Annotated in this window: 17 protein-coding genes; 2 read left to right on the forward strand and 15 right to left on the reverse strand. The window is 26.0% G+C overall.

Annotated elements, in window-relative coordinates:
- Positions 1–156 precede the first annotated feature (156 nt).
- Positions 157–1,539, forward strand: coding sequence for an Mbov_0401 family ICE element transposase-like protein (locus tag AAHM88_RS01600; protein ID WP_342262528.1), 1,383 nt, complete (start codon positions 157–159; stop codon positions 1,537–1,539).
- A gap of 222 nt (positions 1,540–1,761) precedes the next feature.
- Here the strand turns inward: AAHM88_RS01600 and AAHM88_RS01605 are convergent, their stop codons facing one another.
- The 15 genes from AAHM88_RS01605 to AAHM88_RS01675 all read right to left on the reverse strand — a co-directional run bounded on the left by AAHM88_RS01605 (position 1,762) and on the right by AAHM88_RS01675 (position 16,304).
- Positions 1,762–2,031: a hypothetical protein gene (locus AAHM88_RS01605; protein ID WP_342263030.1), complete on the reverse strand. Its 270-nt coding sequence runs from the start codon at positions 2,029–2,031 to the stop codon at positions 1,762–1,764.
- Between the two features lie 2 nt (positions 2,032–2,033).
- A complete protein-coding gene (locus AAHM88_RS01610; RefSeq protein WP_342263031.1) occupies positions 2,034–2,360 on the reverse strand; it encodes a hypothetical protein in 327 nt (108 codons plus the stop codon).
- A 529-nt stretch (positions 2,361–2,889) separates the two neighbouring features.
- The gene (locus AAHM88_RS01615; protein WP_342263032.1) at positions 2,890–3,189 is read right to left on the reverse strand and encodes a hypothetical protein; all 300 of its coding nucleotides are present in this window, start codon (positions 3,187–3,189) and stop codon (positions 2,890–2,892) included.
- 47 nt (positions 3,190–3,236) lie between these two features.
- Positions 3,237–3,380, reverse strand: coding sequence for a hypothetical protein (locus tag AAHM88_RS01620; protein ID WP_342263033.1), 144 nt, complete (start codon positions 3,378–3,380; stop codon positions 3,237–3,239).
- Positions 3,381–3,449: 69 nt separating this feature from the next.
- Positions 3,450–6,200: an ankyrin repeat domain-containing protein gene (locus AAHM88_RS01625; RefSeq protein ID WP_342263034.1), complete on the reverse strand. Its 2,751-nt coding sequence runs from the start codon at positions 6,198–6,200 to the stop codon at positions 3,450–3,452.
- 181 nt (positions 6,201–6,381) lie between these two features.
- Complete coding sequence (locus tag AAHM88_RS01630; protein ID WP_342263035.1) at positions 6,382–7,704, reverse strand: hypothetical protein; 1,323 nt, start codon at positions 7,702–7,704, stop codon at positions 6,382–6,384.
- Positions 7,705–7,836: 132 nt separating this feature from the next.
- The gene (locus tag AAHM88_RS01635) at positions 7,837–8,601 is read right to left on the reverse strand and encodes a pyrroline-5-carboxylate reductase (protein ID WP_342263036.1); all 765 of its coding nucleotides are present in this window, start codon (positions 8,599–8,601) and stop codon (positions 7,837–7,839) included.
- A 65-nt stretch (positions 8,602–8,666) separates the two neighbouring features.
- A complete protein-coding gene (gene efp, locus AAHM88_RS01640; protein ID WP_342190035.1) occupies positions 8,667–9,224 on the reverse strand; it encodes an elongation factor P in 558 nt (185 codons plus the stop codon).
- Positions 9,225–9,226: 2 nt separating this feature from the next.
- Positions 9,227–9,904, reverse strand: a complete 678-nt coding sequence (locus tag AAHM88_RS01645; RefSeq protein WP_342263037.1) for a class I SAM-dependent methyltransferase — start codon at positions 9,902–9,904, stop codon at positions 9,227–9,229.
- Positions 9,905–9,906: 2 nt separating this feature from the next.
- Positions 9,907–11,265 carry a sigma-70 family RNA polymerase sigma factor gene (locus AAHM88_RS01650; protein WP_342263038.1) on the reverse strand — a complete coding sequence of 453 codons (1,359 nt, stop codon included), beginning with the start codon at positions 11,263–11,265 and terminating at the stop codon, positions 9,907–9,909.
- A complete protein-coding gene (gene dnaG / locus AAHM88_RS01655; RefSeq protein ID WP_342263039.1) occupies positions 11,266–13,047 on the reverse strand; it encodes a DNA primase in 1,782 nt (593 codons plus the stop codon).
- 24 nt (positions 13,048–13,071) lie between these two features.
- On the reverse strand, positions 13,072–14,445 hold the full coding sequence (locus AAHM88_RS01660; protein ID WP_346350420.1) for a glycine--tRNA ligase: 1,374 nt from the start codon (positions 14,443–14,445) through the stop codon (positions 13,072–13,074).
- A gap of 335 nt (positions 14,446–14,780) precedes the next feature.
- The gene (locus AAHM88_RS01665) at positions 14,781–15,176 is read right to left on the reverse strand and encodes a hypothetical protein (protein ID WP_342263041.1); all 396 of its coding nucleotides are present in this window, start codon (positions 15,174–15,176) and stop codon (positions 14,781–14,783) included.
- A 35-nt stretch (positions 15,177–15,211) separates the two neighbouring features.
- A complete protein-coding gene (locus AAHM88_RS01670) occupies positions 15,212–15,823 on the reverse strand; it encodes a DDE-type integrase/transposase/recombinase (RefSeq protein WP_342263042.1) in 612 nt (203 codons plus the stop codon).
- Positions 15,732–16,304, reverse strand: coding sequence for a hypothetical protein (locus AAHM88_RS01675; protein ID WP_342263043.1), 573 nt, complete (start codon positions 16,302–16,304; stop codon positions 15,732–15,734). Before AAHM88_RS01675 ends, AAHM88_RS01670 begins: the two co-directional genes overlap by 92 nt.
- A gap of 244 nt (positions 16,305–16,548) precedes the next feature.
- On the opposite strand from AAHM88_RS01675, the gene AAHM88_RS01680 reads away from it, so the two are divergent.
- Positions 16,549–18,852 carry a hypothetical protein gene (locus AAHM88_RS01680; RefSeq protein WP_342263044.1) on the forward strand — a complete coding sequence of 768 codons (2,304 nt, stop codon included), beginning with the start codon at positions 16,549–16,551 and terminating at the stop codon, positions 18,850–18,852.
- Positions 18,853–18,909 lie beyond the last annotated feature (57 nt).

Here is an 18,909-nt window from a genome sequence, read left to right on the forward strand (position 1 = left end):
AAATTTACAACACCTTTTCCTTTCTCCAAATCCTAATCTGCAATTTCTTTACTTTGGAATCTCATTATAAATCATCAAATAAGAATTTTTATCATTTTTTTCGGTTTATTGAATACTAAAATTTGTTAAAGTTACTATCAAGAAAGGTAATTTATTATGTTAAAAATTAATAATAATGTAAAAACCTCAGAAAACAACCATTGATTTAGTTTATTTACAACCCATAAAAATATGTACATCAATAAATGCGAACAATTGGCTAATGAATATGAAAAATTAGATGAATACTTATATAAATATCATTATCGGTTAAAACAAGGTTATAAAGTAGTTCATTTTGCACCAAGAACAATTATTACAATTTTTGGTGATGTTACTTTTAAACGACGCCGATATAAATATTGAAATCAAAAATCAGGTAAATTTGAATATGTATGTTTGTTAGATAAAGAAATTGGCTTATTGCCTAAACAACGCATTTATTTTGATGTCCAATTTAAAGTTTTAAGTCTTTTGGGAGATGGTAAACGGTATCGTGATGTTTTAGATGCTCTAAATCATTGTTATATTTCAAAAGCTAGTATTTCAAATATTTTAAATAAATACGATATTGCTGAATATTTTCAACTAGCAGAAAAAGAAACTAAAACTAGAATTGATGTCAAAAATAAGGATTTGTATATTCAACTAGATGAGACATTTTTAGCAACATTAGATCAGAAAGTTAAACAAGACCAAAGAATTCGTTTAGTTACTTTTCATACCGGACATAAAGAAAAAAATTACAAAAATGCTCGTAGAGAATTAGAAAACAAACGAGGTCATTTTTTAATGTTAAAAGTTGGTAAACGAATAAATACGATGGATTATCGTGATTTATTAATTAAAGAAGTACAAAAAAATTATGTAAATATTAATTATGACAGAATAATTGTTTGTGGTGATGGTGATTCTTGAATTAGAGAAATTGCGAACAGTTTTGGTAATGTTAGATATATTTTAGATGGTTATCACGCTATTAAAAAATTAAAACAAACCGCATTTAATATTATTTTTGAAAATCGCAAAGTAACACTAAATAGTTGAATTAAATTATATAAGGATGGAAATCATCAAGAATTAATCAAAAACATTCGTAATGTTGCTAAAAATGAATTAAATAAAGATATTAAAACAAATTTAAGAAAGGCGAGTAATTATTTCAGTAATAATAAGCAAGGTATTCATCATCAAAATTTAGAATGAAATATCGGTTGTAGCATTGAAAGTGATGTATCGCATTTAGTAAAACAACAATTAGGCTATGGGGCAAAAATATATAATCATAAGAATTTAAATAATCTATTACATTTAAGAATGGCAAATTTAAACAACTTAAATGTATTACATTACATTAATGAAAATATTAATTCAGAAATAGAAATCAGAAAAGAAATATATAAAAATTCATTATGAAATAAATATAATAATAAAAATGATGATAGTTGAATTAATTATAAAGGTAATGCTGTAACAAATAAATATAATAGATTTAAGTAAGTAAAAATATAAAATTAATATATATTAGTGAAAATTTAATAATATTAATAATTTTTGTTGTGTAAAAATTCAATAATATGATAAAATGAAAAAGAATAAAAATGACAATAACAAGAAAGGCAGGGTTAGTTTAGTAATTAAATAATATAATTAGCTGATTGTTTTACTTCTTCAAAGCAATACCTAAGAAAACTAAACGCGACCTTTTGTAATTTTGTGATTTTATGTTATTATCAAGATGGTTAAAAAAGATAAATTTGTCTTTTCCTTAGTTAGTTTTATTTTAATAGATAAAATATTTGTTAAAATAAGACATCACCAAACGAATATTTTATTCCATCCTTTTTCGTCTTTTGTGAAATTACCAGTATTATTTTTAATGGCATTTTTATATTTAATTCGCATTTTTATTTTGGCATAAATTTTATAAGCAAAATATGCCAATAGCATTATGCAAATGATAATAAATATTATTCCAATCGCAATATTCATTTTTAAACTCCTTTAAAATAGTTATAATTTATATCTTTTTTGTTGTTTGCTTTTTCGGCAATGAAAAAACCTAATAATTCTTGTCCCTTAATTAATTTGGTTTCTTTTTCTTTTTGATTAATTGAAATTACTTGATATTTACTATCTTTTATTATTCCAATGCAAATTGAATTTTCGTATTTTCCTTTATAAACAAATCTCTTTGGAAACCAAATACCGATTTGTCCATTAAATCACGGAATTTCTGGTGCTTTAATAAGAATTGCGTTTTGTGTTTCTTTTAAAAGATATTTTTTAGTATTTAAGAAAATGTTTTCAATGTTTTTCATAATAAATTACCTTTCTTATGAATAAACTAAGTTATATTAACTAAGTTAGTTAACTTAGTTTTTTAAACACTTATATATCGCAGATTTAAGTGTTTAACAAGCTTTGTTAGTAAATTTTGTTTTTTTAATTAGATAAAGATTTTAATAATTTTAAACTTAATATATCCCTATATAGAAATTTCTACACTTTAATATCCGCATCCCCTACCCTTGGAACTAATTTAATAGCGTGTATATTTTTAGGAAATCCACCCATTCATTTTTTTATTGCAAAACGAAACAAATTGCTATAGCTAATAGGATGTTATCTATTAACTGGTAAACTTCTTTTGGTTATGGCGACCACCCACAATTTATCGTGCTTTAATACATACCAACATTATTAATTCACTTGTATTTAATTTTCAAAGAACAAATTTTTAACATCTTATAAAATAAAAAGACAATCATTGCTGACTGTCTTAATACTTATTCAAATCTTTTCCCACCTAACAAAACTTTATGCGTCCTTTATTTGTTTAAGTACAAATTATTTTTGACAAACTTCTTTTTCTATTCTTGCATCACTTAAATATTGTTCAGCTTCTTCAAATATTTTATTTGCCTCTGCTATATTTCTAGCTTCACAATAATTTAAATTTTGCTGTTCTTCTTCAAGCGGTATTTTTTTAAAACTAGCATCTAATTTTTCTTTTTGTTTTCTGATTAATTTTCTCGCTTCAATTTGCTTTTGCTGTTCTATTTTTGCAAGTCTTAAATCTTCATCCCATTTTCTCTTTAATTGCTCATATTTATTATTATTTTGTTGTTTTTTATCCTTACCATTCATTATTGTATTGCTCCAATTCTAGTTTTAAATTTTATTATGATGATTTATTAATTTGCAATTTTTAGTTTAAATATTTTAAAATGTGTACCAGCAAAATGTAAAGGAATATTAAATCCTTGCTCATCTTGAAAATTAATTTCTTCAATCATAGCATTTTTAATTTTATTTTTTATTAATTTACTTAAATTCATTTTTTCTCCTTAATAAGTTTTATGGTTTCAATTTAAAATAAATTTTAAACAAAATATCTTTAAAAATTTCTAATTAAATAACAGTGGTTCTTTTTGCTTTTTTCCTCTTGCTGACTCTGCTTTTTCTTGTTGACTTCTTTCTCTTGCTTGTTTTTCCTTCGCTTGTTGTGCTAACATTTGCTCTGCTACTTTGGCAGTCTCTGCTTCAAGATTAAAAATTATACTCCGATCAAAACTAGTTCTTGCTTGTGGTTCATTAGATAATAATTCCTTTTGTGGAAATAGTTTTGGAACATCATCAATTTCAAATTTACTTTTCGGTTTAGCCCCAGTTGCATCTCATTGTTTCGCAATTTTTGGACTAACATTATTTACTTGATGCTGAAAATTTGCATTTTTTTCATTATAATCATCGATTTGTGCAAATAATGTGGCAATCTCATTTTCAGTTAAGGTTGGTTTGTTTTGCTTATCTCATCAACCTTTATTATCTTCTTTTTCAATCGTAACAATATTTTTAAAATAAAAATATGTTGTTTTATCCTCAACAAGATTTAAAGTAAAGCAAGGCAACCCTTTTATTTCTCGCGTCGTACCAACTATAACTAATTCTTTGCCATTATCAATTGTTTTTCCTAAACTAATCGCTGGCCGACCATATTTGTGGTCTCATAATTCACCGCGATTAACATTAATAATCGCTGCTAATTCTGCATCTTGATTTTCTTTTGCTAATTGCAAAATAGTTAATTGTTCTAAATTTAATTTTCTTTCTTTAATATTAATATTAGTAATTTTTTCTTTAATTTGATGACCAAATTTTAATAATACTTCAGAATCATCTAATTGTAAGTTATTTACCTTGTCATTTCATCATTTAATTTCTGTATTAAATTCATCTTTATTTAAACCGGCAAAACTTTCTTGTAAATCAGGAAAAAAATTAATAAGCGAACTTGCATTTGGTTTTGACATTAATTGCTTGCGATTTGAAATGCACTCTTGTTTTGCAATAATTTTTCGCTCTTTATCTATTTGAGCAATATTCGGTTGATACGAAACGATTTCTATTTTAGACTTAGTACTTTTATTAGAATTTATCTTCTGCTGTGGAGTTTTTTGTTTTGGTCAATCAATATGTCGTGCCTTTGATTGTTGACCTTTAGGTATTTTTGGAACTTTAGGAGGATAAATTCGTTTTTCTTCCACCGGAGTTAAATGATAAACTTGTTGTTCATTAACAGACTTTTTAGATGCATTTTCATTTTCTTTAAATTCTTTAAGCTTTTGTAATCCTAATTGAAAGTTTTTTTCTTTGATATCATCATTAGCGCAACATAAAACATTTTGACTAACTGCTTCTTTTTCAATTTTTATTTGTTCAGCTTCTAATTTGCTTTCTTTTCAAATTTGCGATTGTTCTTGATATTGCATTAATTTTTCTTCATTTTCTTGCTTTTTTTCAAGTTCTAATAAAAGATTATTACTCGTTGATAATATTAAATTAAATCTTTCAAAATCTAATTGATATTCTTTTAAAGACTTAAAAAATAATTCATCTTCAATCTTTTTAGAAGCCTCTCAAGATGATTCGTGAACTTTTTCATATATTAATTGATATTTGTTAATATACTCATTAACAACCTGATAATGTTTTAAATAATCATCATTATTAAAACTATTAAAAATTTTAGCTGCTGCTGGATTATTTAATAATGCACTATATTTAAAATATGTTCTAATTTGAAAAGCATTATATTGAGCATCATTATGCATTTTTATGAGACCAATTTTTTGTACTTCTTTACTCCTAAGCTTGCTCTCAACAAGCATATAATTAACATAAGATACTCCCAATTTTTTATCAAGATTTTGAAATGTTCATACTAAAGCAGAACTACCACGAATATCCTTAATATGAATATCACAATTTTTATCATCTACTAACAACTTGAATATTTTAAAATTTTTACCTGCTGCCGCAGCATGCAATGGAGTAATACCACACATATCTTGACTATTAGGATTTGCACCATTTTCTAATAAATACTTACATATTTTTTCTTTTTCATTTTCTACTGCCATCCGTAAGGGACTAATCTTTCCAGCATCTTCTAAATTAACATTGGCACCAGAAGTTACTAATAAGTTGACAATTTCAAAATTATTTGTATCAACTGCAATTTTCAAAGGGGTAACTTTTATTTTTACAGATTGACAATTAATATTAATATTAGAATACTTCATAAGAACTTTTATTATGGATATATTTTCTCTTTTTACTGCTATATGTAATGGAGCCAATCCCTCACCATTATTAGTATTATTAATATCCATTATTTTTCATTTATTAACAATAAGATTAACAGCTTCAAAATGATTTGTTTTTACTGCTAAATGTAACGGTGTAAAACCATTTTTGTTTATAATATTGATATTAATATCAAGGCGTTGTAACAATGTCATAACTACTGATTTGTAATCTTTTTCTAAAGCATAAACCAAGGGGAAAATATTTTTATTATTATAATCATTAATAGCAGTAAATTTTTTATTACTAATTAACATATTAGCTATTTCTAACTTACCATTAAATAATGCCGTATGTAAAGCTGTCCAGTTATTTGCATCCTTAATATTTAAATTACATTTGCCATTTTTAATAAATGCACTAACAATATCTAAAGTACCGAATTTAATTGCTAAGTGTAAAGGACTATCAAATCCTTGCTCATTTTGAAAATTAAGTTCTTCAACCGTAGCATTTTTAATTTTATTTTTTGTTATTTGATTATTTTTTATTAACTCACTTAAAATCATCGGGCTTCTCCTTATTAATTAAAAATAATAATTCAAATATTTAAAATTAAAAAACTCATTAATTGTAATGAGTTGATTTCAATTTTAATAAATCAATATTTATTTATTTTTTTAATTATGTAATAAAAATTAAAAATTTACAATCCTAAAACATGAATTCGTTCACTAATAAAATTAGTAATTATTTCTTATTTTTTTTAATTGGTTTTATTACAAAATAATATAGTAAATACCAAAATATTAAACTAGTTGCAACTAAACTAAAGGCAATGATAATAATTATTTTTATACCAATTTTATTTTTTTCTTCAATTAATTTTTTTATTGTTGACAATTGTGGTCCATTATTTAATTTTGGTTGTTCTAATATAGGAATTGATTCAATATGGGAACCAAAAATATATTTGCTATTATTAGTTGCTTGAACAATGATGTTTCGATTTACAGTTCAATTGCTATCATTTAAATTATCAGTGTTAATATAATAATCAATTTTTTCAGTAATTCCTGAAAATTTATTTTCTAATTGTGTTTTTATTTTTTGAACAATATCATTTTTAATGACTGTACCTTCTATTGTGCTGACATTTTTACTGTTAATTATTTTATATGGTTGTAAATTAAATGGAACAGTTTTTATATGTGGCTTTGCTATTATTTTAGCATCTAATAATAATTTAAAAATTCTTTTCTCCACTGAATAATACATATTATTATTTTTATCAAAAAAAATGGCATTAATAGCACCATTAATTCCATTAATTTTTCTCACTGTTGTTTCACCACTTTTTAAAACTTCTATCCCCGCAACTGTTCCAAAGTAAACATCATTATTACTATTAATAGCAATCGCACGAACAGCATCATCAACACCATCAATTTTAGTTGCAGTAGTTGCACCAACTTTCAAAACATATGCCCCTGCTTCATACTTAGAATAATAAATATTATTACTACTATCAATAGCAATTGAAAAAAGATCAGTAAGAGAAGAGAATTTATTTACTGTTGCTTCGTTTGCTTTTAAAATATAAGTGTTATTCTTTGTTCCAAAATAAACATCATCATTACCAGTAATAGCAATCACACGAACAGCATCATCAACACCATCAATTTTAGTTGCAGTAGTTGCACCAACTTTCAAAACATATGCCCCATTGCTAAAAGTACCAAAATAAATATTCTTATTGCTATCAATAGCAATGGCACGAATATGGCGATATTCATTAATATTTAAAGCATCCTTACATACTAATTTTGCTTTGTTAGTTTTTTGGTCAATAACATAAGTACCGTGATAAGTTCCAAAATAAATGTTATTATTAACACTATCAACTGCAATAGTACCCACATTATGAAGTAATTCCTCCTTATTACTTATTATGATTTCTTCACCAAGCGGTTTAATATCATTATTAATAACAGTCTCGATATTACTTGTTGGGACGGGTAATGTTGGTGCTGTTAAACTCATTATACTTGCAATAGAGAATAATACTTTCATTTGTCAGCTCCTTAAATATGATTATTTACCATAAATTTTAAGATTTTGGATTAGAAATATTATACTATTTTTTTGATAATTTTTATTTTTTTTTTGATAATTTTAATTTTAGATACTATTTCTTCTAGTTGTTTACTCCAACATACAAGCATTTACAGCATCACTAATAATATTTTGCAAGTTATTAGTTTCAAAAACTTTAATTGCTGCCATTGTTGTACCATCAGGCGATGTTACATTTTCTTGCAATTTTTTTAGCTCTAAATCACTATTTAAAATATTTGTCGCAACACCAAGTAATAAACCACCAACAATTGTTTTGGCTTCATCTTTACTAAGATTATTATTTTCAGCAATTTCTATTAACGGTTGTAATCAATGATATAAATAACCACTAGCACTACCACAAATAGCAATAAACAAATGAATTTGTTTTTCACTTAATGAAATGGTTTTACCACAATAATTAAAAATGTTTAATGCTTGCTCATTAGCTTCAACATTACCCTCTTCACAAATCATTGTCATTGAATTATTAAACTGACAAGAAGTATTGGGCATTACTCTTGTAACCCCACAATCTTTAAATATTGTTTTTAACAATGTCATATTAATTCCCGATGCCACAGAAATTATTATTTTCTGAGTAAATAAATTTGTTAATTGCTCTTTTAATTTTAAAATATCTTGTGGGGTTAATGCTAAGATAATTATTTCACAATCGCTTAAAAATTCTCATTGTTTACTTACACTAATATGACGATTATTTCAATATTGAAAACTTTTATCACTATTAATAACAACTTTAATATTTTCATTAGTAAAAGCATTAGTATTTAATAACCCATCAATAATTGCTTTCCCCATATTACCAGCACCTAAAAATCCAATTTTCACTTTAATTAACTCCTTTATATGTTTGTAATAATTATGACATAAAAAAAATAACCTTTTAGGTTATTTTAAGCTCGGTGCTGATATTTACCATCAACTGTGGAAACAACAATATAATCATCTGTATTAATAAATAATGGTACTTGTAATGCTAATCCAGTTTCAGCAACTGCTCTTTTGCTTGGCGAAGAACTACTATCACCCTTAACAGCCTGTTCAGCTTCAATAATTTTTAAAGTTACTTTATCTGGTAACGAAATCGTTAAAATTTCATTATCATATTGTAATACTTGAACTGGTAAATTAGAAGTTAAAAACTTTAATTCTCATGCCATTTTTGTTTTATTAATTTCAACTTGTTCATAACTTTCATTATCCATAAAAATCAAGTTATTGCCATCACTATATAAATATTGCATCACGCGTTTATCAAGATGCGCCCGTTCAACTTTATCACCACTAGTAAAAGTTAAATTAATAATTGCATTGCTTCGCAAATTTTTAACTTTAGCTTTAACATTTGCTTGGCCTCTTCCAGCTTGAGCACGACCAGTATCTAAGACTAAAAATAGATTACCACTATGTCTAAAAGTCATGCCATTGCGTAAATCATTAACATTAATCATCTTTATTTCTCCTTTTGCCTTTGCAATTTATTTCTAATTAACAAAACTTGTAAATTCATTATGGCATTAATTTGATTTGGGGTTAATTTATTGATAATATTTTCATAATGAAAAAGTTTGTCGGTTCACATTTTGTTAAATAATAACTCATATTTATTTTCTAAATTTAGTCCAAACATAATTTGTTCATCACTAACAATTAAACAACCGTGCGTTTTATTAATAACAATAATCTCATAAATAAAATTATTATCTTTAATTAATAATTCGTCTTCAATAAAATAATTGTGGTCTTGCACTCATTTACGAATTTTAGACATTTCATTATTTGTTTGAATTATATAACGATTAATTGATTGATAATCATTAGTTAAAATATTAATAATTGTCTTGGCACCTAATCCCGCAATAATAACACAATTAATGTTATCACTAGCATTAATTCATTTAATGCCATCTCCTAAAATTGGAAAAATATTATTTTGTAATTGATTTTGAATAATATTTTTCTGAGCTTGCGCTAATGCTTTAGGATTAATATCACTAACAAAAATATTATTCATTCCTTTTTTCTTTACTAAATAAATAGCAACTAAACCGTGGTCACAAGCAATATCAGCAACAATATCATTAGGATTAACTAAATTAGCAATTGTTGCTAAACGATGAGATAGTTTCATTATTAACCTTTATAAAAATCTTTCAAAAGTCTTGACCTTGAAGGACTTCTTAATTTGCGACAAGCTTTAGCTTCAATTTGACGAATTCTTTCTCTGGTAACACCAAATTCACTACCAACTTCTTCTAATGTTTTTGGTGAATCATACTTAGTTAAATGTTTATCAATAACATAATCATTTAAATTAATTACCTTTTCAATTGGCGTATCAAACTTAAAATCTAAATTCATTATTTCACTAATTAATTCATCTTTTTCGCTTCCCTCTTCTGCTAAATCAACTAGCGATCGAATTTTAGTTGGTAGTAAACCAAAACGCATCCGAATAACCTTTTCCTCGCGTTTATTTAAGATTTCTTCAAAAACCTTATCTAATTGTTCTCGTAATGATTCTCGTTCAGCATAATCATCTGGTGAAAAAATATCTTTGTCTTCAACAAAATCAACAAAGTGTGTATCATCTTCTTCGCCAATTGGCTTTTCTAAAGAAACTGGTTCCATTGATAATCGTTTAATTTCACGAACTTTTTCAGCAGTCATTCCCACCAAACCAATTTTTTCTGCAACTTCAGTGTGGGTTGGTTCCCGACCTAATTCTTGAGTTAATTGGCGTTCAATTCTTGTTAATTTATTAATAGTTTCCACCATATGAACCGGTATTCTAATCGTTCTTGCTTGATCAGCAATCGCTCTTGTAATTGCTTGACGAATTCATCAAGTTGCATAAGTAGAAAATTTAAATCCTCGGCGATAATCAAAACGATCAACTGCTTTCATTAAACCAATATTTCCTTCTTCAATTAAATCTGAAAAATCTAAACCACGATTAGTATGCCTTCTAGCTACTGAAACAACTAACTTTAAGTTAGAAATAATTAACTTATTTCGTCCATATTGTTTAATTTCAAGATCAGATGAATCCAACATTCTTGCATATTTTACTTCTTCTTCTTTTGTTAAAATTTTACTTGAACCTAAACGATTAAAGTAGGCTTTAATAATGTCATGAATTTTAGTTTCATTAGAAATACTTGGACCATTATTTTTAAAGTTAATAATAATATCATCATCTTCATCAAAAATAGCTCGCTCTTTAACAATATCATCATCTTCAAAATCAGAATGTTCTAAATCAATATCAACTTCAACTTCATCATCATCAACTAAATCGGTTCAAACAACACCATCATTTTGTAGTTCATTAATAAAAGATTCTAAGAGTCCATCTTCAATATCTAACATTTCAAATGCTTTTAAAACCTCTTCTTGACTAATATGATTATCATTTTTTTTAATCTTTTTTAATAAGTCATACTTAATCTCATCAAAAGTTTTTATTTTTTTAAATATTCTTTTTCGCATCTATTGACCACTCTTTTCTCTTTTAATATTTTTTGACAAACTAATAATTTTTTGCCCAATCGCTATTTTTTCATTAACATTATTAGTTGCTAATCATTTTTTTGCTCATTTATCTTTTTCTAATTTAATTAAATAATTATAAATAGTTTCTTGACAATCATTAATTAACTTAGGTCGATAAACAAATTCTTGTTTATTATAAAGACTATAAATCATTTCTAACGACTTTTTTACTTGTTCTTGTTGTAATGATTTTAGAAAATCTTCATAATTTACTTTTCCTGCTTGCGGATTTTTATCATATCAACTAATAATTTCTGATAATAAAACTTTTTTAATGGGATCAATTAAGGAAAAATTATTTAATTCGCTATTAGTTAATGTTTCTTTTGTATAAAGTAACGAAAATATAATAATATTTTCCGATTTCTCAATCGGATTTAAATATAAATTCTTATTAGCCCCAGCATTTTTAGGATTTATTTTATCAGTAGTTCCTATTGTTTGCTTAGCAAACAATGTTTGTTCAAGGATTTTTTTATTCAAATTAGTTATTGTTTCCAACTTATTTAAATAAAAATTTACTTCAACAGCACTATGTAATAACTGAAAAAATGGAGTAACTTTTTTTAAAAGTTCAGTCACATTATCAATTTTCTTTAAATCTAAATTATTTTGAAAATAATTTAAAACAAAGTCTAAAGGATGAATACTATTTTTAATTAAAGCACGAACTGCTACTGCACCTTCTTTTTTAATTAAATCATCGGGATCCAATGTTGTTGGATTGTTTATTACTTTAACATTAAATTTGTGATACCATAATTCACTAATCATTTTAAACGCAGCTATAATTCCAGCATCATCACCATCCAAAAATAAAATAATTTCATTAGTAACCTTTTTTAATATTGAACAATGTTGTGCACTTAAACTTGTTCCCATAATGGCAACGGCATTGTTAATGCCAATTTTGCTTAAAGCAATAATATCCATAAATCCTTCACAAATTAATAAATACTTATCTTGATGCAAATGATTTTTTGCAAAACTTAAGTTATACAATAATTGATTTTTTTTAAAAATATTAGTTTCTAAGGTATTCATATATTTTGGTTGTTGATTTTCCAAATATGAACGACTCGAAAAACCAATGATATTATGTTCTATATCACGAATCGGAAACATAATCCGATTTCTAAAATAATCATTAAAATGATTATTTTGATAAACAACTAAACCAGAAATAACTAATTCACTAGGTTTATAACCTTTTTGTTGTAAATATGCTACTAGTCCATCTTCGCTAGGCGCCAATCCAATACTAAATTGTTCTCTTAACTTATTATCAATATTTCGCTGTTCTAAATATTTTTTTGCTTGAATACCAATTTTGCTATCTAAATGATACATAAAGTATTCACAAGCTAAAGCATTAATCGCAAATATTTTCAAAGTTTCACTATCATATTTATTTTTTGTTCATTGCTCTAATTCTTGTAAATCAATATTTACAAGTGCTGCTACTTCTTTTAAAGCTTCTAAAAAGGAAATTTTTTTATATTTTTGCAAAAAAGTAAAGACATTCCCAGAAGCTTGACAAGAAAAACACCGATAAATTTGTTTTTCAGGAGAAACACTCATTGAAGGCGCATTGTCTTCGTGAAAAGGACAAACTGTTCAATAGTTACGACCTTTTTTTTGCAATTTTAAATATTGACCAATAATTTCAGTAATATTAGTTCTCGTTCTAATGAGAGAAATTTTTTCAGGATTAACCATACTAGCTTTATTTCTCCTTACACTTTAATTTTGCTCTTGCAAGTGTTTAAGGTACTTTCTTAATTTTCTAACTTTTACTCGTTTTTGCACCATCGTGTCACGAAAACGCACCGTTACACTTCTTCTTCACCGTCTTAAGCTTTTAAAATCAACCGTAATACAATAAGGCGTTCCAATAGCATCCTGACGACGATATCTTTTCCCAATATTTTGCGTTTCATCATAAGTTGCTAAAAAATCGTTAGCTAACTCTTCATATAATTTATACGCTTCTTCATTTAATTGCTTACTTAAAGGTAAAATAGCAATATAATAAGGAGCCAAATTATGATTTAATCGCAATATCGTGCGTTTACTATTATCTGGCAAAATCTCAACATCATAAGCATCATTTAAAATGGCCAACATTAATCTGCCAACACCGACTGACGGTTCAATAACATTCGCAAATATCTTCGCATTTAATTCTGAATCTAAATAACTTAAATCTTCATCACTATGTTCACTATGCGTTTTTAAATCAAAAGAAGAACGATTACTAATACCCCATAACTCTTGCTTACCAAAAGGAAAATTATATTCAATATCCACAGTTCGCTTCGCATAATGAGCTAAAACACTATCTTCGTGTTCATTTAAACTAAAATTACCCTGTTTAATACCAACATCTAATAAAAATTGCTGACAATAACTTAATCAATAATCAAATCACTCCGTTTGATCATTAGGATTAAAAAAAAATTCCAATTCCATTTGTTCAAATTCTCTTGTCCGAAAAATAAAGTGTCCCGGAGTAATTTCATTACGAAAAGCTTTTCCAATTTGACCAACCCCAAAGGGCAATTTCTTTCTTAAACTTCGTTGAATATTTTTGAAATTTACAAAAATTCCTTGCGCTGTTTCTGGTCGTAAATAAACAACACCTTGATCATTTGCTAAAACCCCTTGTTGAGTTTTGAACATCAAATCAAATGAACGAACCGCTGTAAAATTATTATTCTTACAATTAGGGCACACAACTTGATGTTCTTTTAATAAGGCTTGCAATTCATCAGCACGCAATTTTTGAAAATCAACAGTCACATTACTTAACAAATGATCCACCCGAAACCGCTTAATACAACTTTTACAATCCACAAATAAATCGTAAAAATTATCAAGATGCCCCGAAGCCTCCCAAACACTACTGTTCATAATAATGGCACTATCCAGTCCAACATTCAAAGGATGCTTCGTCACAAACCGTTCCCATCACAAATGTTGCAAACGATTTTTCAACTGTGCTCCCAATGGACCATAATCCCAACTATTACTTAACCCACCATAAATTTGCGAACCCTGAAAAACAAAGCCATACTCCTTCAAATGATTAACTAACAATTCCATTCTCTTATTAATATCCGCCATAGCAACCCCGCTCTAAAAAACAAAGACCCAAGACATTATTCATTCAAATACTACTTAAATAAAACCCGAGTTCTTCACAATAATTATATTAAATTTTTATTTATTTTTATATATGCAATAGCAATATCTAATGCACCAAACAAGTATAGAATATACCGTATATTTTGTCAACCTATTATAAGTGTGTATTACTTTACATTATAAGGGTGTGTTACCTTACAAAGTTATGGCGAATCGTTTTATTAATTTTATAAGCATCCTTATTATTTAATGTCATAATCGACGGTACTGAACGAAATTCATATGCCATTATTTTTTGCCTCTTTCTATTCCATTTCATATTGCTGTTCTTTTTCAATTGTGAATCTTTTAATTTCGTCCTTTAAAATTTGATTTTCTAAAGATAAAAAAGTTATCATTTCATACGGATCTAATTGCTCAGTCATTGTAGTAAATTTACTAATTAACTCTTTTTGTTGCTCAAAAGATAGTGTTGTAACCTTTCTTGTTATTGGCTCCTTTCACCGACTTTTTAAACAAGTAGTATTTACTTTTTCAATGCCTTGGTTATAAAAATAAGTTGTCTTGTCACCGATATTTACGGCTATTGGTTTATCTTTAGTAGTCTTACCTAATACCGTCGTACCCCATCATACTAATTTATCTAAACTATCTGTTCTTTTAAGACGATAAAAATGCATTTTTAATAATTTTAATTTCATAATTTTTCTCCTTTATACTATAGCACAGACATATGTTAGTTTCAAGAGGTTTTTAAAAGTTTATTTAAAAAGTTAAATGGGGTGTCTTTTATTGTTCAATGATTCCTTTGGAAGTTATAAAAGTAATAATATTCATTTAAATATCTTTGTAATTCATTAGTATTAAATCTTTTGCTATCATCTAACAATAATAAATTATTATAATTCTTATGAAATCTTTCTATCTTACCGTTACTTTGCGGTGACCTTATTGGTGTGGTTTCGTGGATTATCTTATTATCTTTTAAATATTTACTAAAGGGTCTTTCTTTTATCTTATATTCATTTTTATTACTTCAATTAGTAGTAGTAAATTCTGGAGCATTATCGGTTCTAATTCGTTTAATTTCTATTCCAAACTTCTTAAAATCATATATTGCTCTTTGCACAGCATTAATCGCGTTATTAGTTCCCAAACTATCATAAACATAACCAAATACCATTCTTGTTTTTTCATCAATAAAGTCATAGACATACATATTTTTTTCTACCGGATATTTTGACTTGGGAAAGTGTTTAGCATCCATTTGTATTAATCCAATTTCTTTTACTTCATAACGACGGTAATAGCGTTTTTTTTTCTTTAATTTTTTGTCTAATTTTATCATAACGAGGGTCATTTTTAATTCAACGATAAAAGGTTCTAATATTTCTTGGTAAATCATATTTATGAGCGTCATGTTCGCCTCTAAGGAGGTTGTTATATAATGACCAAACACCGCCAGCTTTAATGTTTTTATATTTGTAAAATAAATCACATACTTTTTTACGACTTTCAATGGTAAATTGATAATGGGGATTTAATGGTTTTGTTGATTTAATTAGTAAATTACTAAAATCATTTGCATAATAACTACTAATAATTTTCTCAGCTCAACGATAAAAAGTTATGTCAATATTGTGAAAATGTTTTTTAATTAATGATTTTAAAGTATTTTTTTCGGTATAAAATTGTTTGCATAGGTTTAAATAATTATTAATTCGTTTTTTAGTTTTATGATAGTTTTTATCTCGGTAAAAACTCTTTAATCAGAATTGTAAGCGTGCTTCTAAATCTGATAATTGGTTTTCAGCGATAATATATTTCATTGTTTATAACCCTGCTTTCTATTTAATTGTTTTTGTTAATTTATTTTTATTATAATCAACCGTTGCTTGTAAATTTATTAATTTTTTTCATATTTAATGACCTACAAAAGTAAAAATTTTTGTTTGTTGGTATATAATGAAATTCCAAAGTAAGAAGATTCCAGACTAAGATTTAGAGAAAGGTGTTGATTTTTTAATAAATTTTATTAATTTAGTAAATAATTAAGAAAAGGATTTGATTAATATGAAAAAATTACTTTCTATGGTGACAACAATTACAAGCTTCTCAAGCATAACACCAATAGTCTTGGCAAATGCTCCAGTGAAAATACAAGAAAATAAAAATTTAGTAACATCAATGCGTACTAAAAGACAAGTATTATTAACAAATTATTACTCTAAACAAAAAATTACTGGAATAAGTGATATTGAATCATATTATGGCAGTGCAACCGATAAAGAGGGTAATTTTTATTTTGCAACAAGAAATGGGTTTTATATAATAAAAAGTGGTACAATAATCGCTGAAAAAGTTGTGGGTATAAATGATAGTACCGTCGGTGGATTAATTATGGCTGATAAAAATAATAATGTTTATTTTGGAACAACACAGGGTGTATATAAATTAAAACCAGGGATGATAATACCAGTAAAAATCGATGGAATTAATAATGGAATGGTAGGAATTATTGATAGTAATGATAATGTTTATTTTGGGACAAATAATGGTAGCGGTGCTTATGTTTTAAAATATGGTGAAAGTAGAGCAAAACAAATATACGGGATGTCTAATAAAACATTTTTTACCGTTAATAACGATAAAGAAAATAATACTTATTTTGGAACAAGCGATGGAGCCTATATTTTGAAACCTAATCATACTACTGCCACAAAAATAGTTGGAGTATATGGTCATGTTTATTATTTTGTAGTTGATTCAAAAAATAATGTTTTTATTGGAACACAGAATGGTTTGTATATAAAAAATGGTGAAATGAGTGCTATAGCATTTGAGGGAATGCCACATAATATTCGTTCTGTTTTAATTGATGATAATGATAATTTTTATTTTGGAACAAATAATGGTTTTTACTTGCTAAAATGTGGCGAAACAAAATCTAAAAAAATTAATGGTGTAACTGGAGAAGTTCACTCAATTGTTTTGGGTCACAAAAATGTTTATTTTGGAGCTAGTAGCGGTGCTTATGTGTTAAAGAACAATGAGTTGTCAGCAACCAAAATGAATGAAAAAGGCAATAAAATTATTGGAGTTAATAGAATTATTTTTGATAAAAATAATTCTAATATGTATTTTTTAACTTATAACGATGGTATTTTTAAAATTAAAAATAAATATCAATTAAATGATGTTATTAAAATAAATAATTTAAAAATTGATAATAATTCTGATAAATCTATTTTAAATGAATTAAATTATTTAAATCCTAGTTTAGATATTTCACAATTAGAAATTAAAGAAAAAGATAACACATCAACAACAATCAGAGTTAAAAGCAATAGTGATAAATACTTTGGTGAAAATAAAATATACTATGTTATAAATAATCAACAAAATAAAATTATTAATTTAAATGAATTGATTAAAAAAGGAATATTTTTAAGTTTTAGAGATAAAAATAAAGAAAATATTGTAAAAGAAATTAAAAATATCAATATAAATAATTTAATATATTCAAATGTAACAGTAACAAAAAATATTGAACCAATAATTAATAAAACTAATGAAAATATTTGTTCTGGTAAAACAATTTTAGAAAATAATTTACCAACAGAACAAAAATTAAGAACATCAAATTGTAAATATACAATCCAAGAAATAAAAAGCTTTCAAATTACAACAGGTTTAAGTAAAACAACTGGATCACAAACAAATTCAGAAGTTAGTTCTGGTTTTACTAATTCTAATAGTTCAACTAGTAGTTCACAAGTTGGACATAGTAAAATTGATTCATCATCAGAGTCATCAGAAGTATCAGGTAATGCTGGTTTTAGTTTATTTGGTTTTAGTATAGGTGGTTCTGGTGGCGGCGGTGGCCAAACGTCTTCTACAAGTGAAACAAGTTCATTGACATCATATAGCTCTACTCAAGATATTACTAAATCAATTCATAATTCTTTTTCAAATTCAATTTCATTATCAAATAGTTTTGACTTGGGAAATAGTCAAGAAATGCAAAATATAAAAATTTTTGAATTAGAATTACCTTTCCAAGAACTTAATATTGAAGGTAACCAAACTATTGAAGTTAGTACTTTTTTAGATAAAGTTTTAGTGCAAATTATATTAAATTTAAAACAAAATATTAATGGTGAGATTAATGCAGAAATAATAAATGAAAATAACGAAAAAACTATATTTGAAATTTCAATTAAGGAAATTATGCAAAAATTAAAACAATATAATCTTTTGCCACAAGAAATTACTATAAATAACGACAACAATATAACTTTTAATGGAAAAGCTAATTTGTCTTATCAAGGTTCTACTATTGGAAAAACTAAATTAACAGAAATTGAAACATTTTAAAAGGAAGGAAGAATGTTTATATTATAAAAAAACTATTAAGAATACTTGGTTCAATAA

This window comes from Spiroplasma endosymbiont of Dromius quadrimaculatus (genome assembly GCF_964031155.1).
Classification (GTDB): domain Bacteria; phylum Bacillota_I; class Bacilli_A; order Mycoplasmatales; family Nriv7; genus Nriv7.